At 72.6% G+C, this 24848-nt stretch carries 23 protein-coding genes and 2 riboswitches; of the genes, 7 read left to right on the top strand and 16 right to left on the bottom strand.

Translation table 11 applies throughout. The features are described 5' to 3' along the window. The first annotated feature begins 21 nt into the window (after nucleotides 1-21). Entirely contained in the window at nucleotides 22-1011 is a 990-nt protein-coding gene (locus tag ACRWK8_RS12540) for an aldose 1-epimerase family protein (RefSeq protein ID WP_378741335.1), read from the top strand. Here the strand turns inward: ACRWK8_RS12540 and ACRWK8_RS12535 are convergent, their stop codons facing one another. The 9 genes from ACRWK8_RS12535 to rpe all read right to left on the bottom strand — a co-directional run bounded on the left by ACRWK8_RS12535 (nucleotide 1012) and on the right by rpe (nucleotide 9317). Further along, nucleotides 1012-1863 carry an SAM-dependent methyltransferase gene (locus ACRWK8_RS12535; RefSeq protein WP_431870356.1) on the bottom strand — a complete coding sequence of 284 codons (852 nt, stop codon included), beginning with the start codon at nucleotides 1861-1863 and terminating at the stop codon, nucleotides 1012-1014. It abuts the gene before it with no gap. Nucleotides 1864-2001: 138 nt separating this feature from the next. After that, a complete protein-coding gene (locus ACRWK8_RS12530; RefSeq protein WP_378741581.1) occupies nucleotides 2002-2574 on the bottom strand; it encodes a nucleotidyltransferase family protein in 573 nt (190 codons plus the stop codon). Nucleotides 2575-2738: 164 nt separating this feature from the next. Further along, entirely contained in the window at nucleotides 2739-3905 is a 1167-nt protein-coding gene (locus ACRWK8_RS12525; protein ID WP_378741330.1) for an XdhC family protein, read from the bottom strand. A 133-nt stretch (nucleotides 3906-4038) separates the two neighbouring features. Then, a complete protein-coding gene (locus ACRWK8_RS12520; RefSeq protein WP_378741579.1) occupies nucleotides 4039-4512 on the bottom strand; it encodes a PH domain-containing protein in 474 nt (157 codons plus the stop codon). 107 nt (nucleotides 4513-4619) lie between these two features. After that, entirely contained in the window at nucleotides 4620-5093 is a 474-nt protein-coding gene (gene ribH / locus ACRWK8_RS12515; protein WP_378741328.1) for a 6,7-dimethyl-8-ribityllumazine synthase, read from the bottom strand. Between the two features lie 50 nt (nucleotides 5094-5143). Then, nucleotides 5144-6430, bottom strand: coding sequence for a bifunctional 3,4-dihydroxy-2-butanone-4-phosphate synthase/GTP cyclohydrolase II (locus ACRWK8_RS12510; protein ID WP_378741326.1), 1287 nt, complete (start codon nucleotides 6428-6430; stop codon nucleotides 5144-5146). A 55-nt stretch (nucleotides 6431-6485) separates the two neighbouring features. Continuing rightward, a complete protein-coding gene (locus tag ACRWK8_RS12505) occupies nucleotides 6486-7130 on the bottom strand; it encodes a riboflavin synthase (RefSeq protein WP_378741323.1) in 645 nt (214 codons plus the stop codon). Nucleotides 7131-7247: 117 nt separating this feature from the next. Then, a riboswitch (FMN riboswitch) is annotated at nucleotides 7248-7378 on the bottom strand. Between the two features lie 67 nt (nucleotides 7379-7445). Continuing rightward, nucleotides 7446-8447 carry a phosphatase PAP2 family protein gene (locus ACRWK8_RS12500; protein ID WP_431870441.1) on the bottom strand — a complete coding sequence of 334 codons (1002 nt, stop codon included), beginning with the start codon at nucleotides 8445-8447 and terminating at the stop codon, nucleotides 7446-7448. Nucleotides 8448-8648: 201 nt separating this feature from the next. Continuing rightward, nucleotides 8649-9317 (bottom strand): ribulose-phosphate 3-epimerase, encoded by a 669-nt coding sequence (rpe, locus tag ACRWK8_RS12495; protein WP_378741320.1) that lies wholly within the window; start codon nucleotides 9315-9317, stop codon nucleotides 8649-8651. Nucleotides 9318-9385: 68 nt separating this feature from the next. On the opposite strand from rpe, the gene ACRWK8_RS12490 reads away from it, so the two are divergent. Continuing rightward, nucleotides 9386-9772 carry a DUF6841 family protein gene (locus ACRWK8_RS12490; RefSeq protein ID WP_378741318.1) on the top strand — a complete coding sequence of 129 codons (387 nt, stop codon included), beginning with the start codon at nucleotides 9386-9388 and terminating at the stop codon, nucleotides 9770-9772. Between the two features lie 79 nt (nucleotides 9773-9851). Here ACRWK8_RS12490 and ACRWK8_RS12485 read toward each other — a convergent pair whose 3' ends face one another. Both ACRWK8_RS12485 and fmt read right to left on the bottom strand, forming a co-directional pair. Beyond that, nucleotides 9852-11315 carry an RsmB/NOP family class I SAM-dependent RNA methyltransferase gene (locus ACRWK8_RS12485; RefSeq protein ID WP_378741315.1) on the bottom strand — a complete coding sequence of 488 codons (1464 nt, stop codon included), beginning with the start codon at nucleotides 11313-11315 and terminating at the stop codon, nucleotides 9852-9854. A 76-nt stretch (nucleotides 11316-11391) separates the two neighbouring features. Next, nucleotides 11392-12327, bottom strand: a complete 936-nt coding sequence (gene fmt / locus ACRWK8_RS12480; RefSeq protein ID WP_378741313.1) for a methionyl-tRNA formyltransferase — start codon at nucleotides 12325-12327, stop codon at nucleotides 11392-11394. Nucleotides 12328-12435: 108 nt separating this feature from the next. Here fmt and ACRWK8_RS12475 point away from each other — a divergent pair, with 108 nt between their 5' ends. Further along, nucleotides 12436-14517, top strand: a complete 2082-nt coding sequence (locus tag ACRWK8_RS12475; protein ID WP_378741311.1) for a primosomal protein N' — start codon at nucleotides 12436-12438, stop codon at nucleotides 14515-14517. On the opposite strand, the gene ACRWK8_RS12470 is transcribed toward ACRWK8_RS12475, so the two are convergent. The 3 genes from ACRWK8_RS12470 to ACRWK8_RS12460 all read right to left on the bottom strand — a co-directional run bounded on the left by ACRWK8_RS12470 (nucleotide 14514) and on the right by ACRWK8_RS12460 (nucleotide 17429). Continuing rightward, the gene (locus tag ACRWK8_RS12470; protein ID WP_378741308.1) at nucleotides 14514-15083 is read right to left on the bottom strand and encodes a DinB family protein; all 570 of its coding nucleotides are present in this window, start codon (nucleotides 15081-15083) and stop codon (nucleotides 14514-14516) included. The two genes, ACRWK8_RS12475 and ACRWK8_RS12470, sit on opposite strands and share 4 nt — an antisense overlap. Next, nucleotides 15074-15793, bottom strand: coding sequence for an SAM-dependent methyltransferase (locus ACRWK8_RS12465; RefSeq protein ID WP_431870351.1), 720 nt, complete (start codon nucleotides 15791-15793; stop codon nucleotides 15074-15076). Before ACRWK8_RS12465 ends, ACRWK8_RS12470 begins: the two co-directional genes overlap by 10 nt. A gap of 247 nt (nucleotides 15794-16040) precedes the next feature. Further along, the gene (locus ACRWK8_RS12460) at nucleotides 16041-17429 is read right to left on the bottom strand and encodes an aminotransferase class V-fold PLP-dependent enzyme (protein WP_378741304.1); all 1389 of its coding nucleotides are present in this window, start codon (nucleotides 17427-17429) and stop codon (nucleotides 16041-16043) included. Between the two features lie 62 nt (nucleotides 17430-17491). After that, a riboswitch (SAM riboswitch) is annotated at nucleotides 17492-17606 on the bottom strand. Nucleotides 17607-17823: 217 nt separating this feature from the next. Here ACRWK8_RS12460 and ACRWK8_RS12455 point away from each other — a divergent pair. The 4 genes from ACRWK8_RS12455 (at nucleotide 17824) to ACRWK8_RS12440 (ending at nucleotide 21314) form a co-directional block, all read left to right on the top strand. Beyond that, nucleotides 17824-18228, top strand: coding sequence for a DUF3870 domain-containing protein (locus ACRWK8_RS12455; RefSeq protein ID WP_378741302.1), 405 nt, complete (start codon nucleotides 17824-17826; stop codon nucleotides 18226-18228). Between the two features lie 6 nt (nucleotides 18229-18234). Continuing rightward, on the top strand, nucleotides 18235-19515 hold the full coding sequence (locus ACRWK8_RS12450; RefSeq protein ID WP_431870348.1) for a CaiB/BaiF CoA transferase family protein: 1281 nt from the start codon (nucleotides 18235-18237) through the stop codon (nucleotides 19513-19515). Between the two features lie 58 nt (nucleotides 19516-19573). Next, complete coding sequence (locus ACRWK8_RS12445; protein WP_431870346.1) at nucleotides 19574-20767, top strand: acyl-CoA dehydrogenase family protein; 1194 nt, start codon at nucleotides 19574-19576, stop codon at nucleotides 20765-20767. 79 nt (nucleotides 20768-20846) lie between these two features. After that, nucleotides 20847-21314: a nitroreductase/quinone reductase family protein gene (locus ACRWK8_RS12440; protein WP_378741296.1), complete on the top strand. Its 468-nt coding sequence runs from the start codon at nucleotides 20847-20849 to the stop codon at nucleotides 21312-21314. Nucleotides 21315-21383: 69 nt separating this feature from the next. Here the strand turns inward: ACRWK8_RS12440 and ACRWK8_RS12435 are convergent, their stop codons facing one another. Both ACRWK8_RS12435 and ACRWK8_RS12430 read right to left on the bottom strand, forming a co-directional pair. Further along, entirely contained in the window at nucleotides 21384-22307 is a 924-nt protein-coding gene (locus tag ACRWK8_RS12435) for a GNAT family N-acetyltransferase (protein WP_431870344.1), read from the bottom strand. Nucleotides 22308-22413: 106 nt separating this feature from the next. Then, on the bottom strand, nucleotides 22414-24597 hold the full coding sequence (locus tag ACRWK8_RS12430; protein WP_378741576.1) for a RelA/SpoT family protein: 2184 nt from the start codon (nucleotides 24595-24597) through the stop codon (nucleotides 22414-22416). Nucleotides 24598-24848: the final 251 nt, after the last annotated feature.

The following is a 24848-nucleotide window of genomic DNA, read 5'->3' as shown; positions in this document are numbered from 1 at the left end:
GGGTGAGGCGTTGGACACGCTATGATCTCCCGGTTCGGCGGTGTGCCGGACCACGGGAAGAGGGGTGGACGGGTGGCTGAGGTGTTCGAGCTGCGCGCCGGTCAGTACCGGGCGCGCGTCGACCGGACCGGGGCCGGGTTGCAGGCGCTCACCTGGCGGGGGCACGACCTCGTCTGGCCGTACACGCGCCAGTCGGGCCCCATCGCCTCCCAGGGGCAGCTGCTGGCCCCCTGGCCCAACCGGGTGGCCTCGGCCCGCTACACCTTCCAGGGCACCGAGCACCGGCTGGACGTCAACGACCCGGAGACCGGGTCCGCGATCCACGGCCTGGTCAGCGAGGTGGTGTGGCGCACCCAGGAGCGGTCCGAGGAGGACGTGACCCTGGGCCTGGACTTCCCCGGCACCCCCGGGTACCCGTTCCCGCTGGAGCTGACGGCCACCTACCGCCTGGTGTCCGAGGCCTCGGAGGCGCACGGGCTCACCGTCACCGTCACGGCACGCAACACCGGCGACTCCGACGCCCCGTACGGTCTCGGCTTCCACCCCTACCTCACCCTGGGTGCACCCTTCCGGGACCTGGTCGAGCGGGACCAGGTGCGGCTGGAGGCCACGGTCGGCAGCCGCCAACCGGCCGACGCCGACCTGATTCCCGTGGGCGACCCGGTCCCGGTGTCCGGGACCGCGTACGACCTGCGTCCGCCCGGCCGGAACCCGGGCGCGACGGAGCTGGACACCGCCTTCACCGACCTCGACCGCGACCGGAACGGACGCGCCTGGGTGCGGCTGAGCGGCCCCGAGCACCGGGTGTGCCTGTGGGCGGGAGCGGGCTACGGCTGGCTCCAGCTGTTCAGCTCCGACTCCCTCGGCGGCGACCTCCACCGGGCGCACCTGGCGGCCGAGCCCATGACCTGCCCGCCCGACGCCCTCAACAGCGGCACGGACCTGATCGTCCTGGCTCCGGGTGAGAGCGTGGAGCACACCTTCGGCATCCTCGCCGAGCCGCTGGACTGATCAGCGCGAGGGCCGGGCCACCACGGCGAACTGTCCTGAAGCGGGGTCGTACGGCGCCCCCGTCAGGTCCCCGTGGACCTCGTCCGGGGTGAACCCGCTCCCGGCGAGCTCGGCGGTCAGCGTGTCCGGCGTGAAGTAGCGGACCCAGTTGTGGAACACCCGGGTGCCGTCCTCGGTGACGACGTCGTACCGGTCCAGGCTCACCCGCTCCTCCTCGTAACGGAAGGTGTGCTGGAAACCGTGGTAGGGGCGCTCCGACCAGAACCCGCCCATGAGATCCGGGGCGTACACCGCGCCCTCACGGAGCAGGTCGAGTCCGGGCTCGGCGTCGACGTCGAACAGGAAAGCGCCCCCGTCGGCCAGGTGACGGCGCACCACCCCGAGCAGCCGCACCCGGTCCCAGGGCGCCATCGCGCAGTAGTCACGCATCACCATCACGACCAGGTCGAAGCGTTCGTCCAGGTCGAGGGCCAGGTAGTCGCCGCACAGGTGACGGGCGTCCAGGCCCTCCTCCCGCGCGACTCCTTCGGCGTGCTCCACGGACCGGGACGCGATGTCGACCCCGAGTGCGCTCGCCCCGGCGCGCGCCAGCCGCGCGGTGTACAGACCGGGCCCGCAGCCCAGGTCGGCCACGCGCGATCCGGAGCCGAGGCCGAAGTGCCCGACCATCCAGTCCGCGGCCCGGTCCACGAACTCCGCGCGGTGGGAGGCGGCGTCGACCTCGGGGGCCAGGTGGTTGGCGAGCATCCGCTCCGAGATGTGGCCGTCGGTCCACAGGTCGGCGGTGGTGACGCGGGCGTAGGGGGCGGGGCGCTCGGCCATGTCGGAGAGCGCGGCGAAGAGTGGGTTCACGGTGTTCCTCGTTCACGTGTGGGACCACCGGCGGGACGCGTGAGGCGCGTCGGCACGGGCCCGGTGGCGGGGAGGGCTGAGCACACGTTCAGGAGGACATGGCGCCCAGCCTACCCGGAGGCCCCGGGCCCCTCTCCCTCACACTCCCCCGAGCGTCTCGGTCAGCCGCGCCAGGTCCTCCTCGGTGTCGATGTCCTCGGGGCTGGCGACGTCGTCGCAGGCCACCGTCGTGACCAGGTGGGAGTAGGCGCGCAGGAAGGGGCGGGCGCCCACGTCCCGCTCGGCCATGGAGTAGACCGTGGACCAGTGCTCGCGGCCCAGCAGCACGGGGTTGCGCGGGTTGCCGTGGTAGGTGGCCACCGCCGCCCGGGCACCCTGGGCGTAGGCCTCGACCAGGCGTCGGACCGCCTCGGACGTGACGAGCGGCTGGTCCGCGAGGGCGACCAGGAGGGCGTCGACCGTGTCGGGCATCGCGTCGATCCCGGCGCGGAGCGAGGAGCCCATCCCCGTGGACCAGTCGGGGTTGTGCACGGTCACCGCCCCGGACACGCCGGTGTCGGCGGCGCCGAGGACGACCAGGACCGGGGCGCAGCCGCCTCCCGAGAGCGTGCGCACGCCCCGGTCGACGAGGCGTTCACCCGCGAGTTCGACCAGGGCCTTGGGGCGGCCGAGTCTGCTCCCCGAACCCGCCGCCAGCAGCAGGCCCGCCACCGCGCCCGAACGCCCGTCTCCTCGCTCCCCCGTACCCATGACGCGATGATGCCACGGACGCGCTCCCCGGGTGGGCCACCTCGGCGAGGTCGCGGGCCACGGACCGGCACCCGAGCAGGGACCACCGCCGTGAACTGCGGATTCACCGCCACGGCGGTTTCGGTTCACCCCTCGGTCTGGCCGAATCCGGCCGGAACCAGCGGCACCGGCGGAGTGTCGCGGTGGATCCTGCCCCGGGTCTCGCTCAGAGCCCTGCCGCTCCCGCCCCACCTGCTGCGCACCAGCTCGGCGGCGATGGACACCGCCGTCTCCTCCGGGGTGCGCGCGCCCAGGTCGAGCCCGATCGGAGAGTGCAGGCGCGCCAGCGCCTCCTCCTCCACACCGGCCTCGCGGAGCCGGTCCAGCCGGTCCTCGTGCGTACGGCGCGAACCCATCGCGCCGATGTACCCGGCCCCGGTGGACAGCGCCCGCTTGAGCACGGGCACGTCGAACTTGGGGTCGTGGGTGAGCACGCAGATCGCGGTGCGCTGGTCGATCTCGTCGGCGATCTCGTCCAGGTACACGTGCGGCCACTTCACCACCACCTCCTCGGCGGTCGGGAACCGCCTGGGCGTGGCGAACACCGGGCGGGCGTCGCACACCGTCACCCGGTAGCCCAGGTAGGAGCCGAGATCGGCCACGGCCGCCGCGAAGTCGATGGCGCCGAACACCAGCATGCGGGGCGCCGGGGCGAACGACTGCACGAACACCTCCAGCTCGTCACCGCGCCGCTGACCGTCCACCCCGTAGTGCAGCAGCCCCGTGCTGCCCTGGGCCAGCATGCCGCGCACGTCGTCGTCCAGGGCCGCGGCCAGGCGCTCACCGCCCGCACCCAGGTCACCCTCGGCGTGACCGGGCCACACGACCCGGCGGCGGCCCACCCGGGAGGCGTCGGACGGATCGGCGACGATGGTGGCCACCGCCACCGGCTGGTGCTCGTCCACGGCACCGAGCACCGCGCCCAACTGGGGATAGGTCGTGCGGCTCACCGGCTCGACGAACACGTGCAGGGTCCCCCCGCACGTGAGTCCCACGCTGAAGGCGTCGTCGTCGTTCACCCCGTAGGTGCGGCGCACCGGCACACCGGTGCGGATCGCCTCCAGGGCCTCCTCGTAGACGGCCCCCTCCACACAACCGCCCGACACGCTACCGGTGACCTCACCGGACGCGCTCACCAGCATGGCGGCGCCCGCGTCACGGGGCGCGCTCTTGAAGGTGTCGATCACCGTGGCCACCGCGAAGGTCTCCCCCGCGGCGTACAGATCGGACACGCTGGCTCGGACATCACGCACGAGGCACCTCTTCCACGACTCCTCCGGCGGGCCGCGACGGTCCGCTCATGGGCCCTGGTACCAACCTATGTGCCCAACGCGACACGGAAGAGCCCCCGTTCCTCCAGGAAACGGGGGCTCGATTCGGTCTCGTCTACGAACGCGGTTCACCGGGGAGGTCGGGCTCGCGGCCCTCGCCACGGCCCAGCATCGAACGGAACTCGGCCAGCGCGCGCCGGGCGAACTCGCCGTCCGTGCTCTGGATGCCCATCACCGGCAGCGACGTGCCGTCCGACAGGTCCAGGCAGGGCCACGGCTCCCCCTCCGGCATCCGGATGTCCAGGACCTCCGGCCAGGCCAGGTGGTGCGTACGGATGCCGTTGATGACCACCACGTTCCGCTCCGTGGCGATCAGCCGGGGGCGGCCCAGCATGTGCAGCCCCGCGGCCACCGCCAACCCGAGGCCCACGACCAGGAAACGGTCCATGATGCGCCACTCGGCGGGCAGGATCACGGCCAGCACGACCATGGTCGCCACGATCAGCAGGCCCAGGCCGTAGGCGACCAACCGCACCGCGCGGGGCCGCCACGTCCTCGGCAGGGCCGCCTTGCTCGACGCCTCGTCCACAGGTAGTTCCCTCGTCCGCACCAGCTGCTCCATCTCCACGCGCTCAGGCGTGACTCACCCCGGTCACCGTCCGGCCAGGCGCGGTCGCGCGCACCAGCAGGGTGGGATCAGCGACGCAGTCCGCGCAGCGCGACCGCCGTGTCCAGGGCGGCCAGCGCGGCCTCGGCGCCCTTGTCCTCGACGCTTCCCGGAAGTCCGGCGCGGTCACGCGCCTGTTCCAGGGTGTCACACGTGAGCACACCGTTGCCCACGGGGGTGGACTCGCGCAGGGCCACCTCGGTCAGACCGTGGGTGACCGACTGGCACACGTAGTCGAAGTGCGGGGTTCCGCCACGGATGACCGCTCCCAGGGCGATCACCGCGTCGTGCCTGCGGGCCAGCTCCTGGGCCACCACCGGGATCTCCACCGCCCCGGCGACCCTCACCACGACGGGCTCGGAGGCCCCCGAGGCCTTCACCACGGCGAGCGCGTTGGCGAGCATCGGCTCGACGATCGCCTCGTTCCAGCGGGTGACGACGAGGCCCACCGAGAGCCCCGAGGCGTCGATCTGGTGTTCGTCCGGACGTCCTGTGCCGCTCATGACCGGCCCTTCCTGGGATGGAGTGATGGTGGTGTCGGGGGGTGGTGGTCCTACTGGGCGACGCGGGCCAGGTCGTGACCCATCCGGTCGCGCTTGGTCAGCAGGTAGGAGAGGTTGTCGTCGGTGACGAAGGTCGGCATGGCCACCCGCTCGTTCACCCGCACCCCGTGGTGCTCCAGCCCCTCGGCCTTGGCGGGGTTGTTGGACAGCAGCCGCACCGAGGCCACCCCGAGGTCGGTGAGGATGCGCGCCCCGGCGCCGAACTCGCGCGCGTCGGCGGGCAGCCCCAGACGCAGGTTCGCGTCGACGGTGTCCGCGCCCTCGTCCTGGAGGCTGTAGGCGCGCAGCTTGTGCAGCAGACCGATCCCCCGGCCCTCGTGGCCGCCCATGTACACGATGACCCCGCGCCCCTCCTCCGCGACGGCCGCCATGGCGGCGTCCAACTGGGCGCCGCAGTCGCAGCGGTGGGAGCCGAAGGCGTCGCCGGTCAGGCACTCCGAGTGCAGGCGGGCCAGGACGTCGTCGCCGTCGGACAGGTCACCGAGGACCAGGGCGACGTGCTCGGCGCCGTCGGCGGTGCCCTTGAAGCCGACCGCGCGCCACTCGCCGTACTGGTTGGGCATGCGGGTCTCCACCATGCGCGTGACCAGTGCGGGGTTGGCCTCCTCCTCGGTGAGGGCCTCACCGAGGGAGGCGCGGTGGGCGGCCAGCTGCTCGACGGAAACCAGCTTCAGGCCGTGCTCGTCCGCGAACTCGCGCAGCCGGGGCAGGCGGGCCATGGTGCCGTCGTCGTTGACCACCTCCGCGAGCACGCCGGCGGGGCGCAGACCGGCCAGGCGGGCGAAGTCCACGGAGGCCTCGGTGTGGCCGCGGCGGGCCAGGACACCGCCCGGGCGGGCGCGCAGCGGCAGGATGTGGCCGGGGCGCACGAAGTCCACGGGGCGGCTGTCGTCGGAGGCCAGCAGGCGGATGGTGCGGGCGCGGTCGGCGGCGGAGATGCCGGTGCTGACTCCCTCGCGGGCGTCCACCGTCACCGTGTAGGCGGTGCGCAGGCTCTCCTCGTTGCGCGCGGTCATCAGCGGCAGGTCGAGGCGGTCCAGGTCCTCACCCTCCATGGGGACGCACACCACTCCGGAGGTGTAGCGGATCATGAAGGCCAGCAGCTCGGGGGTGGCGAGCTCGGCGGCGAAGATGATGTCGCCCTCGTTCTCACGGTCCTCGTCGTCCACCACCACGATGGCCCTGCCCTGGGCGAACTCCGCGATGGCGTCCTCGATGCGGTCGAGGACGACGGCCGGGGTGGTGTCGGCGGCCGGGGTGGTGTCGGTGACGGTCATGCCCGCTCCTGAAGGTGCGTCGTGGGTGGGTCTGGTGGGTGGTGGGTGCCTGGTCCTAGGCGCGGGTGCCGTCCTGCGCTCGGGCCCGGGAGACGGCCGTGATGCGCTCCACGTACTTGGCGATGACGTCCACCTCGACGTTCACGGTGGCGCCGACCGCGAGGCCGCCCAAGGTGGTGGCCTCCAGGGTGGCCGGAATGAGGCTGACCTCGAAGAACTCGTCCTCGGCGCCGGGAGCGCTCACAGCCGACACGGTGAGGCTGGTGCCGTCCACGGTGATGGACCCCTTCTCGACCACGTACGGGGAGAGCTGCGGGGAGAGGCCGAACCTCAGGACGTCCCAGTTGTCACCGGGGTTCCGGGAGAGGAGGGTGGCGGTGCCGTCGACGTGGCCCTGCACGATGTGGCCGCCCAGACGGCCGTCGCTGCGGGCGGCGCGTTCGAGGTTCACGGGGGCGCCGGGGGTGAGGGCGCCGAGGGAGGAGCGGTCCAGGGACTCCTTCATCACGTCGGCGGTGAAGGTGCCCTCGCCGCGCGCGACGACGGTCAGGCACACGCCGTTGACCGCGATGGAGTCACCGAGACCGGCGTCGGAGCTGACCAGGGGGCCGTCCACGGTGAGCAGGACCGCCTCACCGTTGGTCCCAGCGGGTTCGATGGAGACGACCTTGCCGAGTTCCTCGACGATTCCGGTGAACACGCCCTACATCCCTTCGCCTGGTACGGCTCCGGGGAAAAGGGTGTGGAAAACGGGTCCACGACAGGAGCGGAGCACGGAGCCGTCACCAAGGGATCGGCACGGCTCGGACCCGCCCCAACGCGCACTGCCTCCCATCCGGACTTTCACCGTCGGTACCGGAATTCCACCGGTTCAACCGGTCGATGGAATCGACCGGGTCGCGGACTGTCACCGCCGGTTCGGACTTTCACCGACCCCGGAGCACGCGTCTGACTGTTGTCTGACGACCCGATCCTAACCCCTCCCCCACACGGCGCATAGCCCGTGTGACGGGGTTCATTGCTCGGCGGGGTCCGTCGACCGGTCCGGGCGGGCGGCCAGACCCGCGCGCACGAACATCTCCGGCGCCCCGAAGGACGCCCAGAAGGCCACTGCGGCGTAGACCACGTACGACACCAGGGCCGACGGCAGCCCGGCCAGGTCCCGGAAGAGGACCCGCTCCACCGCGAGGACTAGCAGGACCACGGAGATCCCGAGGGCGAACCGCGCCGCGCGCGCCGTGGGCGTGCCCGCCGCGCTGTACCAGCCGCGCCGGTGCAGCAGGGTGAAGCCCAGGACCCCGCCGAGCAGCGCTCCGCAGGTGGTGTAGAGCCCGGCCAGGGTGTGGGCGGCGGGATCGGAGGGGGTCGCGCCGATCCACTCGGCGGTGGGGACCACCCAGTCCCCGCGCACACCGAACTGCCAGGCGGTCGCCACCGCGCACGGCACCAGCGAGACCACCAGCAGCCACGACACCCAGCGCAGCGTGTCCAGGGAGCGCCACCAGGCCAGAACACGCTCCTCGTAGCGCAGCACCAGCCACAGCACGGCACCGCCCACGGCCAGACCGACCACGACGTCGCTGAAGTAGTGCGCGCCCAGATAGACACGGGAGAAGGCCACCAGGGCGATCACCGCGACCGCCGCCCACGCCAGGCTCCTGCGGCCGGATCTGGCCGCGAGATACCCGTAGGTCACCACGGCGGCCTGGCTGTGACCCGAGGGCATCCCGAAGCTGCTGTGCTGGGAGTATCCGGTGACCCGCGGATCGAACCAGTAGGGCCGGGAGCCGTAGAGCACCGACTTGAGCAGGTTGTTGACCACCGCCGAGGCGATGACCGCCACGAAGAGCCGGGCGCCAAGGCTCGCGTGGAAACACCAGAAGACGGTCACCAGCAGGACGATGATGACGCCCTGGGAGCCCAGGAAGGTGACGGCCTCCAAGGGAGGGGCGAGCCACCCGGCCAGGCCCTGCAACCAGCGGATCGCCTCGCTCTCCGCCTCCCAGAGGGCGTCCATGGCCAGGTGCTCGGGGGTCCAAGCGTTCACGCGTACTCCACGGGTCCGCGCCTGGCAACGCGCTCACGCCGCGCCGCTCCCCCGAGGGGAAGACGGAGCCGCGACCAAGCGAAATCGACGACTACAGCGGGCAGCATAGGGCGGACCGTCCCACGGTGGCCAGGCCCCCCGGCCCGGCGCGCCGCGATCGTTACCGGGGGGTCAGGCGAGCGGGCTGGCCTTGCGGGCCTGGGCGCGCAGGGACTCGATGGCGCCGTCCGGGTCCTGGGCGCCGTAGACGGCGGATCCGGCCACGAACACGTCCGCCCCGGCCTCGGCGGCACGCTCGATGGTCTCGTCGCTCACGCCGCCGTCGACCTGGAGCCAGACCGCCGCGTCGCGGTTGTCGAGGAGTTCCCGGGCCCGTCGGATCTTGGGCAGCACCAGGTCCAGGAACCGCTGGCCGCCGAACCCCGGCTCGACGGTCATGAGCAGGAGCATGTCCATCTCACCGATGAGGTCCTCGTAGGGGTCGACCGGCTCGGCGGGGTTGAGGGCCAGCCCGGCGCGGGCGCCGTGCCTGCGGATCTCGCGCAGGGTCCGCACGGGGGCGTTGGCGGCCCTGGCGTGGATGGTGACGCTCCCGGCACCCGCCTCCGCGTAGGCGGGTGCCCAGCGGTCGGGGTCCTCGATCATCAGATGGCAGTCCAGCGGGGTGGTGGTCGCCTTGAGCAGGGAGTCCACGATGGGCAGGCCCAGCGTGAGGTTGGGGACGAAGTGCCCGTCCATGACGTCGACGTGCAGCCAGTCCGCGTTGGGGACGCGGGCGGCCTCGTCGGCGAGGCGCGCGAAGTCGGCGCTGAGGATGCTGGGAGAGATCTGAATTGCCACGTCAGCAGTGTATCCGGGCGGGTTCGGGGCAGGTGTGCCTCGGGGGTACCACGGACCGAGGGGGAGACATGCTGGACGAGGACGGGCTACGGGACTTCCTGGAGGCCTACAGCCGGGAGCTGGTCGGGGGCGATCTGGACGGGATCGCGGCGCGGTACGGATACCCGGCCTATGTCGCGGGGGACCTCGAGAGCATCGCGGTGGCCGCGCCCGCGGACGTGCGGGAGGCCTTCGCGGGGGCGGCCGGGAGCTACCGCGAGCAGGGGATGGTGGACGCGGTCCCCGAGATCCGGCGGATCGAGGAGCTCACCGCGAGGCTGGTGTGGGCGGACGTGCGCTGGTCCTATCGGGACGCGCGCGGCGAGGAGGTCCGGGGCGAGTCGTACCGGTACCTGCTGCGGGAGGCGGGGAACTCCTGCATGATCTGCGTGGTGGTCGCGACGGGCGTCGCGTGACCGGCGCCTTTACGACGTAGATTCTGATATGTCCGACACGCGCCCCCGGGTGAGAGTCCCGGGGGCGCGTGTCGGTCCGCTACTCCGGCTTGCGGCGCAGGAGGGCGAGGAACATGGCGTCCGTGCCGTGGACGTGCGGCCAGAACTGGACGTACTTCCCCTCCGGGCCGGCGGCGAGGTCGGGGACCTCGTCGAGATAGTCCGGGGCGCGCAGGAGTTCGAGGTCCTCGCGCTCGGCCAGCACCCTCCGGACGATCACGTCGGTCTCGTCCAGGTGCGGTGAGCAGGTCACGTAGGCGACGACGCCGCCGGGGCGCGCGGACTCGACCGCCCGGGTGAGCAGTTCGTGCTGGAGCGGGGCGAGCTGGGTGACGTTCTCCGGGCCCCGGCGCCAGCGGGACTCGGGGCGGCGGCGCAGAGCGCCCAGGCCGGTGCACGGCACGTCCGCCAGGACGCGGTCGAAGGAGCCCGGCTTCCAGGCCGGGCGGGTGCCGTCGGCGACGACGGCCCGGCCCGCGTCGCGGGGGGCGCGGCGCACCGCGCTCGCGACCAGGCCCGCGCGGGCGGGCTGGAGCTCCGAGGCGACCAGGCGGGCCTCGCCCTGACCCGCGATGCTGGCCAGCAGACCGGCCTTGCCGCCGGGGCCCGCGCACATGTCCAGCCACAGGGCGTCGCGGCCCCCGGCGTCCACCCGGGTCAGCGCGAGGGCGACGAGCTGGCTGGCCTCGTCCTGGACGGCGGCACGGTTCTGCCGGACCTCGCGGATCAGCCCCGGGTCCCCCTCGGGCAGGTAGGCGGCGAAGGGCGAGTAGCGGCCCGGCAGCGCCCCGGACTCCTCCAGGTCCGCGACCTTGGCCCGGCCGGGCTTGGCCACGAGGGTGACCCTCGGGCGGTCGTTGTGCGCCACCAGCAGCCTCTCGGTCTGCTCCAGGCCGTCCTTGGCCCGCTCCCCCAGGGCACGGGCCAGCTCCTTGACCACCCAGCGCGGGTGGCTGCGCACGACGGACAGGTAGCCGCTGGGGTCGCGCTCGCGGTCGGGGGCGACGATCGCGATCCACGCGTCCAGGTCGCGCGCGCTCACCTTGCGCAGGATCGCGTTGACGAACTTGCCCCGGTGCTGGCCCACCACGCGGCGGGCCAGGTCCACGGTCTCGCTGACGGCGGCGTGCGGCGGGATGTTCGTGGACAGCAGCTGGTGGGATCCGAGCCGCAGCAGGGGCAGCACCTCGGCGTCCACCGAGGCCAGTGAACGGTCGACGCAGGTCTCCAGGATCGCGTCGTAGGTGCCCTGGTGGCGCAGGGTCCCGTAGGTGAGCTCGGTGGCCAGCGCCGCGTCGCGGCCGTGGATGCCGCGCTCGCCGAGCAGGGCGGGCAGGAGCAGGTTCGCGTAGGCGTCCCGCTGCTCCACCGCGCGCAGCACGTCGTAGGCGACCCGCCGGGCGGGGTCCCGGGGCTGGGGCGGAGCGGTCCGGTGGCCACCGCCCTGCCTGGGTTTTCCACCCTTGCGGGGGCGCTGGTTCCGGGACCGGGACTGCTCGCTCAACGTGTGCTCTGCCTCAACAAGCCGGGGACGGGTGCCGACGCACGCTCACGCACGCCAGATCCGAGAGTACGGCAGCTCAGCGGCCGAGTCGGTCGTCCTCGGTGGGACGCACCCCACGGGCCCAGTCCACGGCGGCCATCTCCTTCTTGCCCTGCGGCCGCACCAGGCCCAGCTCCACGGGGTGGGTGCTGGTGCCGACGATGACGCGCCTCTTGTCCGCGTGCAGCTGGCCGGGGTCGAGGTCGGGCCGGTCGGCGTCGGTGACGGGCCGCACCGCGCCGAGCTTGAGGCGCGTGCCCCGGAAGGTGGTCCAGGCGCCGGGCGCGGGCGTGCAGGCGCGGGCGACGCGGTCCACCCGCTGGGCGGGCGCGGTGAAGTCGAGTTCGGCGTCCAGGGTGGTGAGCTTGCCCGCGTAGGACACGTCGGCGTCCGGTTGCGGGACCGGGACGAGCTCTCCGGAGGCGATGCCGTCGATGGTGCGGAGCAGGAGCCCCGCGCCGGACTCCGCCAGGCGGCCGAGGAGTTCGCCGCTGGTGTCGGTGGGGCGGACCGTCTCCGCGAGGGTGCCGTAGACCGGCCCGGCGTCGAGCTCCTTGACGATCTGGAAGGTGGAGGCCCCGGTGACGTCGTCGCCGTGCAGGAGGGCGTGCTGGACCGGGGCGGCACCCCGCCACGCGGGCAGCAGCGAGAAGTGCAGGTTCACCCAGCCGTGCTTGGGGACGTCCAGCGCGGACTGCGGCAGCAGGGCGCCGTAGGCCACCACCGGGCAGCAGTCGGGGGCGATCTCCGCCAGGCGGGCCAGGAACTCGGGGTCCCCGGCCTTCGCGGGCTTGAGGACCTCGATGCCCTCGCTCTCGGCGAGTTCCGCGACGGGGCTGGCCGAGAGGCTCCGACCACGGCCGGAGCGCGCGTCGGGCCGGGTGACCACCGCCGCGACCTCGTGCCCGGAGTCGATGAGCGCCCGGAGCGAGGGCACCGCCACCTCCGGCGTTCCGGCAAAGACAAGCTTCATGTTCGGGTCCCCTCCGCTGCGCCTACGGTTCACTGTTCTACCAGTACCTGCGGGGTCGCCCGAGCGGGAAAGGCGGCGTTGTCGGTGGGTTCTGGTAAACCAAGGGTGATGACTGAGCAGCCCGACCAGCCCGACGACGGCCTCTTCGACGTGTCGGAACTGCTGGACCCCAAGGCGCTGGCCAAGGCCCGGGCCAGGGATGCGTCCCGCCCCGAACCCCGAAGGCCCGCCGCGAGCCTTCCGGTGGCGCGCGTCATCGTGGACACCCCGCTCCCCCACCTGGACCGCTACTTCGACTACCAGGTCTCCAGTGACCAGGACGCCGACGCGGTGCCCGGCTGCCGGGTGAAGGTCGTGTTCAACGGGCGCCTGTTGGCGGGGCTGCTCGCCGAGCGGGTGGAGCGGTCGGAGTTCGCCGGGCGGCTCGCCTACCTGGACTCGGTGGTCTCCTCGGAGCCGGTCCTGTCCCCGGAGATCCTGGAGCTGGCCCGGGCCGTGGCGGACCGGTACGCGGGCACCCTCAACGAGGTGGCCAAGCTGGCCGTGCCGCCGCGCAGGGTGAAGGTGGAACGGGAGCCCCCGCCCGAGGAGGAGGGTGCCCCGGTGGGCGGCGGATCAGCGACGGACCCGGGCCCCTGGCGGGACTATCCGGAGGGTCCGGCCTTCGTCGAGGCCCTGCGCGAGGGGCGTCCGGCCCGCGCGGTCTGGAACGCCCTGCCCGGCCCCGAGTGGGCCGACGCCATCGCGGTGGCGGCCGGGTCCGCGCTGGACGCCGGTCGCGGCACGGTGATCGTGGTCCCCAACAGCCGTGACGTGCAGGCCGTGGACGCCGCCCTGACCCGCGTCCTGGGCGAGGGGCGCCACGCCGCGCTCCCCGCCGACCTCGGCCCGACCCCGCGCTACCGGCGCTGGTTGTCGGTGCTGCACGGGCGGACGCGGGTGGTGGTGGGCTCGCGCCTGGCCCTGCTGGCGCCCGTGCGCGACCTGGGCCTGGTGGTGCTGTGGGACGACGGGGACGACGTGCACGTGGATCCGCACGCGCCCTATCCGCACGCCCGCACGGTCCTGGCGATGCGCGCGCACATGGCGGGTGCGGGCGCGCTCTTCGGCGGACACACCCGCACCACCGACACCCAGCTCCTGGTGGAATCCGGGTGGGCGCTCCCGTTGGTCTCCGACCGGACGACCCTGCGCGGCCGGGCACCGGTGGTCAAACCCGCCGGGGACGACCGCGAACTGGCCCGGGACGAGGCGGCGCGTTCCGCCCGGCTTCCGAGCCTGGCCCTCAAGGCGGCGCGGGAGGGGGCACGGGAGGGCCCGGTGCTGTTCCAGGTGCCGCGGCGGGGCTATCTGAACGCCCTGGCCTGCGCTGGCTGCCGCGAACCGGCCCGCTGCGGATCCTGTCACGGGCCGTTGGCCATCCGGGAGGCGCACGCGGTGCCCTCCTGCGGGTGGTGCGGGCGGGTGGCCGGTCAGTGGGCGTGCCCCGAGTGCGGAGTGACCCGCATGCGGGCGGTGGTGGTGGGTGCCCGCCGGACCGCCGAGGAGCTCGGCCGGGCCTTCCCGTCCCTGACGGTGCGCACCTCCGGCCGGGACGAGGTCCTGGCGGAGGTGCCGAACCAGCCCTCGCTGGTGGTCTCCACTCCGGGGGCGGAGCCGGTGGTCCCGGACGGGGGGTACGCGGCCGCGGTGCTCCTGGACGGCTGGGCGCTGCTCAACCGGGCGGACCTGCGCGCCTCGGAGGAGGCGCTGCGCCGCTGGTTCAACGCGGCCGCGCTCGTGCGGCCGGGGGGCACCGTGGTGGTCTCGGCCGACGCGTCCCTGCCGGTGGTGCAGTCACTGGTCCGCTGGGACCCGGGCGGTTTCGCCGAACGGGAGCTGGCCGAGCGGCGCGCGCTGGGCTTCCCTCCAGCGGTGTCGATGGCCTCGATCACCGGGGCCCCCGAGCACGTGCGCGAGCTGCTGGACCAGATCCAGCTGCCCGAGTCGGCCGAGCTGCTGGGACCGGTCCCGGTCGGGTCCGAGACCGGCGAGAACGGTGACCACGTGACCGAGCGGGCGCTGTTGCGGGTGCCACGGGGGGCGATCGGCGACCTCTCCCGGGCGTTGAAGGCGGCCGCCTCGGCGCGCAGCGCGCGGCGGGACGAACACCTGGTGCAGGTCCGGGTGGACCCCCCGCACGTGCTCTAGGCGACCGGTTCCGACCACGGACCGGCGCTCTCCCCGAAGCGGGCCCGGTACAGGTCGCGCAGGAGGGCGACCTCGGCGCCGTGGTGGATGAACTCGCGGTTCAGGTGCAGGATGAGCACGACCAGCGGGAAGTCCGCCCACTGGGGCGCCTCGGCGCCGCCCACCGGTTCGGCCAGGTCGTCGTCGTCGAGTTCCTGGACGTGCTCGGACCAGGTGAGGTAGGCCCTGCGCAGGCGCTGTCTGGCCTCGGCCGCGCTGGAGGGCCAGTCGATGTTGTCGCGGCTGGCGGTGCGGTCCCCGAAGTGCCAGTTGATCCTGGCCTCCAGGACGTCCACCACGATGTGTCCCAGGCGCCAGGCGATGGTGGTGACCGGCGGCGGGACGGGCTCCGGGTAGGCACCGTCCGGGGCGTGGCGGCCGTCGGGCAGCTGGCGCACCGTCCAGCAGCCGGGGACGGGCTCCCAGTAGAACTCGGCGTCCGTCAGCCCCTCCAGCCTGGGCCACAGCGAGAAGTCCCAGTAGAACCTCATCTGGGCCTGGATCTCACCGTTCCAGTTCAGCGCCATCGCGTCGCTCCCCTTCCTCGCCCGGGCGCGCGGCCCAGTCCGCCCAGGGTTCCACACCCCGGGGCGGACACGTCCTCGTCCGGGTAGGGCCACCAGGTCAGGTCGGCGACCCCCGGTTCGACGGGGAGGAAGGGGGCGAAGGCCCGCTCCGCCGTGGGGCGGGGAGCCGTGGACGTGAGGGCGACGTATCCGCCGCCGCGCATCATGCGGTGCAGGGTGTCGAGACCGGCGGGCGGGTCCTGTTCGGTGCCGGGGCGGGTCATCAGGACGGCGACGGGCTCGTCGAAGTCGACGAGCCCGCTGGTGTGGAGGCGTCGGAGCACGGAGTCCGTACCGGTGCCGCCGGAGCCGTCCCCGGCCAGGACGGTCGCGTTGGAGGCGGGTGCGGCCAGCACCCCGGCCGTCCCGGTCGGGGCCAGGTGCACCAGTGTGGCGTCGGCGCTGGCCCGGCGTACGCGCTCGGCGGTGCCGGGCACCGGGCAGCCCCAGTCCACGAACTGGCGTATCCCGGCGTCCGCGCAGAGGTAGTCGACGACGCGGCCGAGGAAGGCCTGGTGCAGGCGGACCCGCTCGGCGTCGGCCGGGTCCGGCGGTCGGGTGCGCGGGCCGAGGCTGACCACCGGTGAGGGCTGCTCGGGGACGCGCGGGGGCTCGGTGGGTCGGAACACGGCCGTGAGGGGACCTGTCTTGGGTCCTCGTACGTCCGTCACGATCACGCTCCCCCAGCCGGTTCGCTCGCGGGAGGCGGGACGTCGCGTCGGTACGGACCGGTCGGGTCCGGCGACGGCGCGCCCCGCCGTCAGGGCCCGATAGTACCGCCTGGGAACGTGATCCCCAGCACACCCCCGCGTGAAATGTGACCCAGTGCGTCGAATGGGGGGTCATGCGTAGTGAAGTTCCATGAGTCCGAGGTCCCGAACACACAGATTCCAGACACTCCGGGCGGGATCCGACGCTTCAGAGGACGTTGCGGGGGTCCGGAACCGGGGCGAGGCGGCCGTCGCAGTCGGCATACTCCCAGCGCGGGCCGTGGGCCACGAGGTCGGTGACCGCGCCGACCAGCCGGTCCACGTGCTCCTCGGTGGTCCCCACGCCCAGGCTCGCCCGCACGGCCTGCTCGTGCCCCTCGGGCAGCAGGTGGGTGGTGAGCGGGTGGGCGCAGAACAGGCCGTCGCGCACCCCGATCCCGTACTCGGCGGAGAGCGCGGCGGCGAGGAGGTCGGCGGGCAGGCCGTCGACCACGAACGACACGATCCCGACCCGGGCGTGTTCGGCGTCCCACAGGGACAGTTCGCGCACGCCCTCGATCTCGCCCAGCCCGGAGCGCAGGCGCTCCAGCAGAGCGGCCTCACGGATGTGCTGGAGGGAGAGCGTCTCGGTGGTGAAGGTGTCGCAGGCCGCCGCCAGCGCCACGGCTCCCAGCACGTTCGGGCTGCCCGCCTCGTGGCGCGCGGGCAGGTCGTTCCACTGGACGTCGTGTTCGGTCACCCGGCGGGTCGCGCCCCCTCCCGCCAGGTAGGGGGCGGCGTCGCTGAGCCAGTCGGCACGGCCCGCCAGCACTCCGGAACCGAAGGGGGCGTAGAGCTTGTGCCCGGACAGGGCCACGTAGTCGGCCCCGGTGCCGGTGAGACTGAACGGCAGGTGCGGCACGTACTGGGCCGCGTCCACCACCACACGGGCCCCCTCAGCGTGGGCGGCCTCGACCAGTTCCTCGACCGGCCAGATCTCGCCGGTGACGTTGGAGGCGGCGGTGACGCACAGCAGGCGGGGACCCTCGGGCGCCCGCGCGAGCGCGGCGCGGGCCGAGGCGACGGCTTCCTCGGGCGACGCGGGCAGGGGAAGGCGGATCACCTGTCCGGCGCGTGCGGCCGGGTGCTCCCACGGAAGGAGGCTCGCGTGGTGCTCGGACTCGAAGACCACCACGGTGCAGCCCTCGGGCACGGCGCGGGCCAGCAGGTTGACGGCGTCGGTGGTGCCGCGCACGAACACGACCGCGTCGGCGGAACCGTGGGCGTCGGCCTCGGTGCGCACGCCCAGGAACCGGGAGACGCTGCGGCGGGCGCGCTCGTAGGCGTCGGTGCTGACCTGCGAGTGGTGCCCGGCGCCCCGGTGGACGCTGGCGTAGTACGGGAGAGCGGCGGAGAGCGCGTCCGCGACGCTGGTCAGGCAGGGGGCGCTGGCCGCGTAGTCGAAGTTGGCGTAGTCGACGTACTCACCGTCGACCAGGGGGACCCCGCCCTCGGCGGTGACGATCGCGCACTCGGTGCGGGCCTCGGCCTCTCGGGCCGCGTCCCGGGCGGCGGAACGGCTGGAGCGCGTGGAGTCGAACGGGATGACGGTGGTCATGGGGCACCTCTTCTGCGGGTCGTGGGACCCACGGGGTACGCCGATGACGGCTGCGCCTCAGGGGTCCGCGCTTGTCTGACACGGTCGTGTCGGGACCTGGTCCTCACCCGGGGCACCCCACCGCGGAAGGAGGGTTGCCGACCAGCTAGCCGGGGCTTGTCGCTGGTACTCGTGACCTGAGCGGAAATGTAACACAGGGTTCCCGGAGCGCGCATCCGTGCGCGCGTGTGCCCTGGACCACCCCCCGCCTTGACACCGACCGTCCCGGCTGGGCCATACTGATCGAGAACTGCCCTCACGTCGCGGGTGTCCGGTTTCCCCCGGCCGCCCTTCAGACGCGAGACTCCAGTCAGTTGGAGTTTTCGCGTGCCCGCAGACAAGAGGTGCTTTTCCGTTGTACGGCGACGACCGTGTTCAGCAGCTTCTCCGCGACCCCAGGGTCGTGCTCATCTCCGGCTACGCCCGTCTTCCCGACTCGGTGGCGAGCCATTCCCAGTACCAGCGGCTCGGTGTCGTGCTCGCGGTGGACTCCGCGGACGGCCGGATCGTGGCCGCGGACACCACCCTCCTGACCGACCTGGCCAAGGACTTCTTCCGTGCCCTGGTCGAGGGCGCCTCGGTGACCGAGGACATCGCGGAGATCGTCCAGCGGGTCCAGACGCGCTACGCGGGCCAGTCCGGCGCCGCGCTCACCACCGCGCTGCGCCGCTGCCTGGAGACCTACTACCAGCTGCGGGACGGCGACCAGCTGCCCGGCGGCCCCGTGGATCCCGAGTGCCCGTCCGACGGCAAGGAGTGACCCCCCATGCGTGAGACCCGTCCTCAGCCCGACCCCGGTCCCGGTCAGGGAGCACCGCTCCCCCTGGCCGGGGTGCGGATCGCCGACCTGTCCCGGGTGCTCGCGGGCCCCTACGCGACCATGCTGCTCGCGGACATGGGCGCCGAGGTGGTGAAGGTGGAGCAGCCCGGCCGGGGCGACGACACCCGCTCCTGGGGCCCGCCCTACGCGGAGCCCACGGAGGAGCACCGGGCGGACCACTCCCCCGGCGAGGCCGCGTACTTCCTGTCCGTGAACCGGAACAAGCGCAGCCTGGCCGTCGACCTGAAGGACCCGGAGGGGCTGGCCGCCGTCCAGGAGCTGTGCGCCACCTCGGACGTGGTGATCCAGAACTTCCGGCCCGGGGTGATCGACCGGCTCGGGTTGGGATACGAGCAGGTCAGCGCGCGCAATCCGGCCGTCGTGTACTGCTCCGTGAGCGGTTTCGGCCCCGAACACGAACCCGCCACCCGTCCGGGGTTCGACATCGTCGTGCAGGCCGAGAGCGGGCTGATGGCCGCCACCGGTCCCGTCGACGGTCCGGCGAGCAAGGTGGGTGTGGCGCTCACCGACGTCCTGACCGGCCTGAACGCGGCCGTGGGCATCCTCGGTGCGCTCATGCGGGCCCGGGTGACCGGGCGCGGCGAGGACATCAGCGTCTCCCTGGTCAACTCCACCCTGTCCAGCCTGGTCAACCTCGCGCAGCAGGCGCTGGTCACCGGGGCCGAGCCGGCGCGCGTGGGCAACGCCCACACGACCATCGTGCCGTACCAGGTGTTCCCCACGAAGGACGCCGAGGTGGTGATCGCGGCCGGGAACGACGCCCTCTACCAGCGCCTGTGCTCCGCGATCGACCGCCCCGATCTGGGCACGGACCCCCGGTACGCCACCAACCCGGAGCGGGTCGCGCACCGGGGGGAACTGGTCGCGGAGCTGTCCGCGACGCTGCGGGAGCGGCCCGCCGAACACTGGATGCGGGTCCTGGTCGAGGCCGGGGTCCCCGCCGGTCGGGTACGCGGGGTGCTGGACGCCCTGCGCACCGCGGACGCCAACGGCGACGACGTCCTGCGCACCGTGGAGCACCCCACCGCCGGACCGTTGGAGCAGGTCCGTGCGGGCTTCCGCATGAAGCACACCCCCGTACCGATGACCGCTCCACCGCTGCTCGGGCAGCACTCGGCTCAGGTCCTGAGCGAACTCGGCCTCACCCAGGAGCGGATCGCGGCGCTCCTGACCAGTGGCGCCGTCCAGCAGACCGACGTCGGCTGAGCCGTTCCCGCCCCGGCACCGACCCCACACACGCAAGCACGACGAAGGGACACCCATCATGAGCGACTCCCAGCGCAGGGCCGCCGCACCCGACCCCCTCGACTTCCTGGCGGTGGACGCCGAGCTCTCCGACACCGAGCGCGACATCCGTGACGCCGTCCGCGAGTTCTCCACCCGTGAGCTCCTGCCCCACGTGGCCGACTGGTTCGAGGCCGGAACCCTCCCCGACCCGCGCGGCCTGGCCAAGGCCTTCGGGGACCTGGGCGTGCTCGGCATGCACCTGGAGGGGTACGGCTGCGGCGGCTCCAGCGCCGTCGCGTACGGCCTGGCCTGCCGCGAGCTGGAGGCGGTGGACTCGGGGCTGCGCAGCTTCGTGTCCGTGCAGGGCTCGCTGGCCATGGCCGCGATCCACAAGTTCGGCTCGGAGGAGCAGAAGAACGAGTGGTTGCCCCGGATGGCCGCCGGTGACGCGATCGGCTGCTTCGGACTGACCGAGCCCGACTCCGGCTCCGACCCGGGCTCCATGCGCACGCGCGCCCGCCGCGACGGCGCGGACTGGGTCCTCAACGGCACCAAGATGTGGATCACCAACGGATCGGTCGCCGACGTCGCCGTGGTGTGGGCCGCGACCGACGACGGGATCCGCGGTTTCGTGGTGCCCACGGACACCCCCGGGTTCTCCGCCAACGTGATCCACAAGAAGTTGTCGCTGCGCGCGTCGATCACCTCCGAGCTGGTCCTGGAGGACGTGCGGCTGCCCGCCGACGCCGTCATGCCCGCGTCGAAGGGGCTCGGTTCCCCGCTGTCCTGCCTGAACGAGGCCCGGTACGGGATCGTGTGGGGTGTGGCCGGGGCCGCCCGCGCCTGCTACGAGGCCTCCCTGGACTACGCGAAGACGCGTGAGCAGTTCGGCAAGCCCATCGGCGGGTTCCAGCTCACCCAGCGCAAGCTCGCCGACATGGTCGTGGACGTCAACCACGCCTCGATGACGGCGCTGCGGATCGGCCGTCTCAAGGACGAGGGGAACTGCCACCACAACCACGTGAGCTTCGGCAAGTTCGCGAACGTGGCGGCGGCCCAGCGGGTGGCCCGGACGGCGCGCGGCATCCACGGCGCCAACGGGATCACCCTGGAGTACCCGGTGATGCGGCACATGGTGAACCTGGAGACCGTGGCCACGTACGAGGGCACGGAGGAGATCCACGCGCTCAGCATCGGCCAGTCCGTGACCGGCGTCTCCGCGTTCCGCTAGACCGGGGGCGTGCCCACGGGTGCCATCGGTGGCCGGAAACCATCACAATGGGAGCATCCGATCGAGGGAGTTGCCGAAGATGGTGAACGAACCGACGAAGCGGTTCGAGATGACGAAACTGCGGCGGACCGCCAACGCCTTCGTCAGCGGCTTCGTCAAGTACGGGGCCTGCCCGCCGGAGCTGCACCTGCTCACCACGCGTGGGCGCACCTCCGGTTTCCTGCGCACCATCCCGCTCAGTGTCCTGGACAGTGAGAGCGGCCGGTACCTGGTCTCCCCGTACGGGGAGGTCGACTGGGTGCGCAACATCCGCAAGGACGGATTCGCCACCCTCCGTCAGGGCGGCTGGATCGAGCTGGTGAGCGTGCGGGAGCTGGGCCCGGCCGAGGCGGCTCCGGTACTCAAGGAGTACCTGGACAACCCCCGGTCCGCGGTCGTGGGCCCGTACTTCGACGCCCCGCCGGAGGCACCGGAGCAGGCGTTCGAGGCCGAGGCCGACCGGCACCCGGTCTTCCAGATCGTGCGGTCCACGACGATCCGTCTGTAGTACCGCGAACGGAGCCCCGGTCACCCAGGTGACCGGGGCTCCGCCGTGGGGTGTCGACCGCGCGGTGTGTCAGCGCGCGGGGCGCAGCAGCACCGTGCCCCGGTCGAGCGGCGTGTAGCCCACCGTCGCGTACGTCATGGCCGGGGTCGGGTAGGCCTCGTTCGGTGTGGTGTTGATGTACACCCGGTCCCCGCCGCGCCGCGCGGTCAGGGCGCACGCCGTGAGGGCGAGCGCGACGGCCAGGCCACGGCGCCGGTGCGCGGGGACCACACCGAGGGGTTCGATCTCCGAGCAGCGGTTCTGCGCGTCCCACCACACGACGCAGCAGGCGGCCAGCGATCCGTCGGGGGCCTCCACCACCAGGTCGAGTTCGCGGTCGTACAGCAGCGCGGCGCGGGTGTTGTCGTACCGTTTCCGGCTGAAGCGGCTGGTGAGGTCCGGGTTCACCGTGCCCGCGCGTTCGGGCCAGGGCAGGTCGAAGGGCCGCCAGGCGGTGCGGTGGCACTCCACGCGAGCCTCCCGCTCGTCCTCGCGGACGGGGCGGATCCGGTAGCCCTCGGGGAGGCGGATCTCCTCCTCGGTGGCGGCGCGGCTCATCCACTCACCGAAGGTGTTGTTCTCGCCGAGGGCGAACCCCGCCTTCTCCGCGAGGTCCCGGAGCGCGTCGTCACCGTCGAAGACGAGCAGCTCCACGGCGGCGTCACCGGTCCGGGCCAGGGCCCGGTCCAGGAGCGCGGACTCGGCGTCGGGGTCCTCGGTCGCGCCCGTGAGCGTGAGGGTGGCGAGGGAGTGCAGGACGTTGGGTCCCTCGATCACCGCCCAGCCCACGATCCCGCCGTCGCGCTCGGCCACGGTCGTGTTCTCGGCGGTGAACTCCTCGGTGGCCAGCTGCCACCCGAGCCCGCCCGGGTGCGGTGCCCGCGGCCACAGTCGTTGGGCCAGGGCCTCCAGGGCACGCCCGTCCTCGGGGCGGAACGGACGGATGTCGAGCATGGGGGGCTGCCTTCCCTCGAAGTGGTCCTGGGCACGCTAGCGCCGGGGACCGCCCCCGCTCCACTGGTTTTCCGCGCCCGAGCCGCGCCCCGAGGGACGGCCCGGGTCAGTTGCGGACGCGGAAGACGTCGTACACGCCGTCCACCCCGCGGACGGCGCGCAACACGCTGCCCAGGTGGGTGGGGTCGGCCATCTCGAAGGTGAACCTGCTCTGCGCCACCCGGTCCCGGCTGGTCTGCACCGTGGCGGACAGGATGTTGACGTGCTGGTCGGAGAGCACCCTCGTGATGTCGGACAGCAGACGCGAGCGGTCCAGAGCCTCCACGTGCAGCGCCACCAGGAACATCGAGTCCTCGGTGGGGCGCCACTCGACGTCCACCATGCGCTCGCGGTCCAGGCTCGCGGCGTTGACGCAGTCCGCGCGGTGCACGGAGACCCCGTTGCCCCGGGTCACGAAGCCGACGATCTCGTCTCCGGGCACGGGCGTACAACACTTGGACAGGCGCGCCCACACGTCGGCGTCGCCCCCAGCCACGACCACGCCCGGGTTCCCCGCGCGCTGGCGGCTGGTGGCCACCTTGGTCGGCAGGGAGGACTCCGCGAGGTCCTCGGCGTGGCTGTCCAGCCCGCCCATGGAGTCCACCAGCTTGCCGACCACGCTCTGCGCGCTGACCTGGCGTTCGCCCACGGCCGCGTACAGGGAGTCGACGTCCGGATAGCGCAGGTCACGGGCGAGGGCGATGATGGCCTCCCCGTTGAACAGGCGCTTGACCGGCAGCTCCTGCTTGCGCATGTACTTGGCGATCTCGTCCTTGCCCTGCTCGATCGCGGCCTCGCGGCGCTCCTTGGTGAACCAGTGCCGGATCTTGTTGCGGGCGCGGGCGCTCTTGACGAAGTTGAGCCAGTCGCGGCTGGGCCCGGCGTCGGGGTCCTTGGAGGTGAGGATCTCCACGGTCTCGCCGTTGTGCAGCTCGTTCTCCAGCGGCACGAGGCGTCCGTTGATCCGGGCGCCCACGGTGCGGTGGCCCACCTCGGTGTGCACGGCGTAGGAGAAGTCGACCGCCGTGGCGCCCTGGGGCAGGGAGATGACGTCGCCGCCCGGGGTGAAGACGAACACCTCCTGCACGGACAGGTCGAAGCGCAGCGACTCCAGGAACTCGCCCGGGTCCTTGGTCTCCTGCTGCCAGTCGATGAGCTGGCGCAGCCACTGCATGTCGGTGGTGCCCTTGGGCTTGGCCTCGGCGCCGGAGGAGTTGCGGTCCTCCTTGTACTTCCAGTGCGCGGCGATGCCGTACTCGGCGCGGCGGTGCATCGCGCGGGTGCGGATCTGGAGTTCGACCGGGTTGCCTGAGGGACCGATGACCGTCGTGTGCAGCGACTGGTACATGTTGAACTTCGGCATCGCGATGTAGTCCTTGAACCGGCCGGGGACCGGGTTCCACCGCGCGTGGATCGTGCCCAGGGCCGCGTAGCAGTCCCGGACGCTGTCCACCAGGACCCGCACCGCGATGAGGTCGTAGATCTCGTCGAAGCCCACGTTGCGGGCGATCATCTTCTGGTAGATCGAGTAGTAGTGCTTGGGCCGCCCGCGCACGGTCGCCTTGAGCTTGGACTCGCGCAGGTCGGCGGAGACCGCCTCGATGACCTCCTGGAGGTACACGTCGCGGCGGGGGGCCCGCTCGGAGACAAGACGGGCGATCTCGTCGAAGCGCTTGGGGTAGAGGGTGGCGAACGCCAGGTCCTCCAGCTCCCACTTGATGGTGTTCATACCCAGGCGGTGGGCGAGCGGAGCGAAGATCTCCAGGGTCTCGCGGGCCTTCTTCTCCCGCTTGGCGCGGGCGGGGAGGTAGCGCAGGGTACGCATGTTGTGCAGGCGGTCGCACAGCTTGATGACCAGGACCCGGATGTCGCGGGCCATCGCCACGACCATCTTGCGGACCGTCTCGGCCTGGGTGGCCTCGCCGTACTTGACCTTGTCCAGCTTGGTGACGCCGTCGACCAGCTCCGCGATCTCGTCGCCGAAGTCGGCGCGCAGCTCGTCGAGGGAGTAGTCGGTGTCCTCGACGGTGTCGTGTAGGAGGGCGGCGGCCAGGGTGGCCTCCTGCATGCCGAGCTCCGCGAGGATGGTGGCCACGGCGAGGGGGTGCGTGATGTAGGGGTCGCCGCTCTTGCGTTTCTGGTGGCGATGATGGTGGGCCGCGACCTCGTAGGCGCGTTCGATCAGCCGCACGTCCACCTTGGGATGGGTGGCGCGCACGGTCTTGATCAGTGGTTCGAGCACCGGGTTCATCGTCACTCCCCGCTGGGCCCCGAGTCGGGCGAGCCTTCGGCGTACTCGCACGGTGGAGGGTGTGGTGGCCGCCTGACCCCCCGGGGCACCCGGCCCCGAGACGTCGGAGGGCGCCGCGTCGCGCGCGGCGCCCTCCGGGCGGTCCTTCTGTGGTCTGTCGGTGCCCCGCACACGCTCCGCCCGCGTGGTGGCTTCCTCCTGGGGGGTGGCGGCCGTCGGCGTCCCGGGGGTCTGCCCGTCCGACCCCTGCT

Origin of the sequence: Nocardiopsis eucommiae, from assembly GCF_965344335.1 — a bacterium.
In the GTDB taxonomy this organism is placed as follows: Bacteria; Actinomycetota; Actinomycetes; order Streptosporangiales; family Streptosporangiaceae; genus Nocardiopsis; species Nocardiopsis eucommiae.
Note: the sequence above shows the minus strand (reverse complement) of the source record. Positions and strands in the feature narration are given on the sequence as shown.

What these genes read in the sequence shown, in the direction of transcription:
- ACRWK8_RS12540 (WP_378741335.1), top strand. Translation starts at nt 22, where the DNA reads ATGATCTCCCGGTTCGGCGGTGTGCCGGACCACGGGAAGAGGGGTGGA.
- ribH (WP_378741328.1), bottom strand. Translation starts at nt 5,093, where the DNA reads ATGAGCGGCACAGGACGTCCGGACGAACACCAGATCGACGCCTCGGGG.
- ACRWK8_RS12510 (WP_378741326.1), bottom strand. Translation starts at nt 6,430, where the DNA reads ATGACCGTCACCGACACCACCCCGGCCGCCGACACCACCCCGGCCGTC.
- ACRWK8_RS12500 (WP_431870441.1), bottom strand. Translation starts at nt 8,447, where the DNA reads ATGGACGCCCTCTGGGAGGCGGAGAGCGAGGCGATCCGCTGGTTGCAG.
- ACRWK8_RS12490 (WP_378741318.1), top strand. Translation starts at nt 9,386, where the DNA reads ATGCTGGACGAGGACGGGCTACGGGACTTCCTGGAGGCCTACAGCCGG.
- fmt (WP_378741313.1), bottom strand. Translation starts at nt 12,327, where the DNA reads ATGAAGCTTGTCTTTGCCGGAACGCCGGAGGTGGCGGTGCCCTCGCTC.
- ACRWK8_RS12475 (WP_378741311.1), top strand. Translation starts at nt 12,436, where the DNA reads ATGACTGAGCAGCCCGACCAGCCCGACGACGGCCTCTTCGACGTGTCG.
- ACRWK8_RS12470 (WP_378741308.1), bottom strand. Translation starts at nt 15,083, where the DNA reads ATGGCGCTGAACTGGAACGGTGAGATCCAGGCCCAGATGAGGTTCTAC.
- ACRWK8_RS12460 (WP_378741304.1), bottom strand. Translation starts at nt 17,429, where the DNA reads ATGACCACCGTCATCCCGTTCGACTCCACGCGCTCCAGCCGTTCCGCC.
- ACRWK8_RS12450 (WP_431870348.1), top strand. Translation starts at nt 18,235, where the DNA reads ATGCGTGAGACCCGTCCTCAGCCCGACCCCGGTCCCGGTCAGGGAGCA.
- ACRWK8_RS12445 (WP_431870346.1), top strand. Translation starts at nt 19,574, where the DNA reads ATGAGCGACTCCCAGCGCAGGGCCGCCGCACCCGACCCCCTCGACTTC.
- ACRWK8_RS12440 (WP_378741296.1), top strand. Translation starts at nt 20,847, where the DNA reads ATGGTGAACGAACCGACGAAGCGGTTCGAGATGACGAAACTGCGGCGG.
- ACRWK8_RS12435 (WP_431870344.1), bottom strand. Translation starts at nt 22,307, where the DNA reads ATGCTCGACATCCGTCCGTTCCGCCCCGAGGACGGGCGTGCCCTGGAG.
- ACRWK8_RS12430 (WP_378741576.1), bottom strand. Translation starts at nt 24,597, where the DNA reads ATGAACCCGGTGCTCGAACCACTGATCAAGACCGTGCGCGCCACCCAT.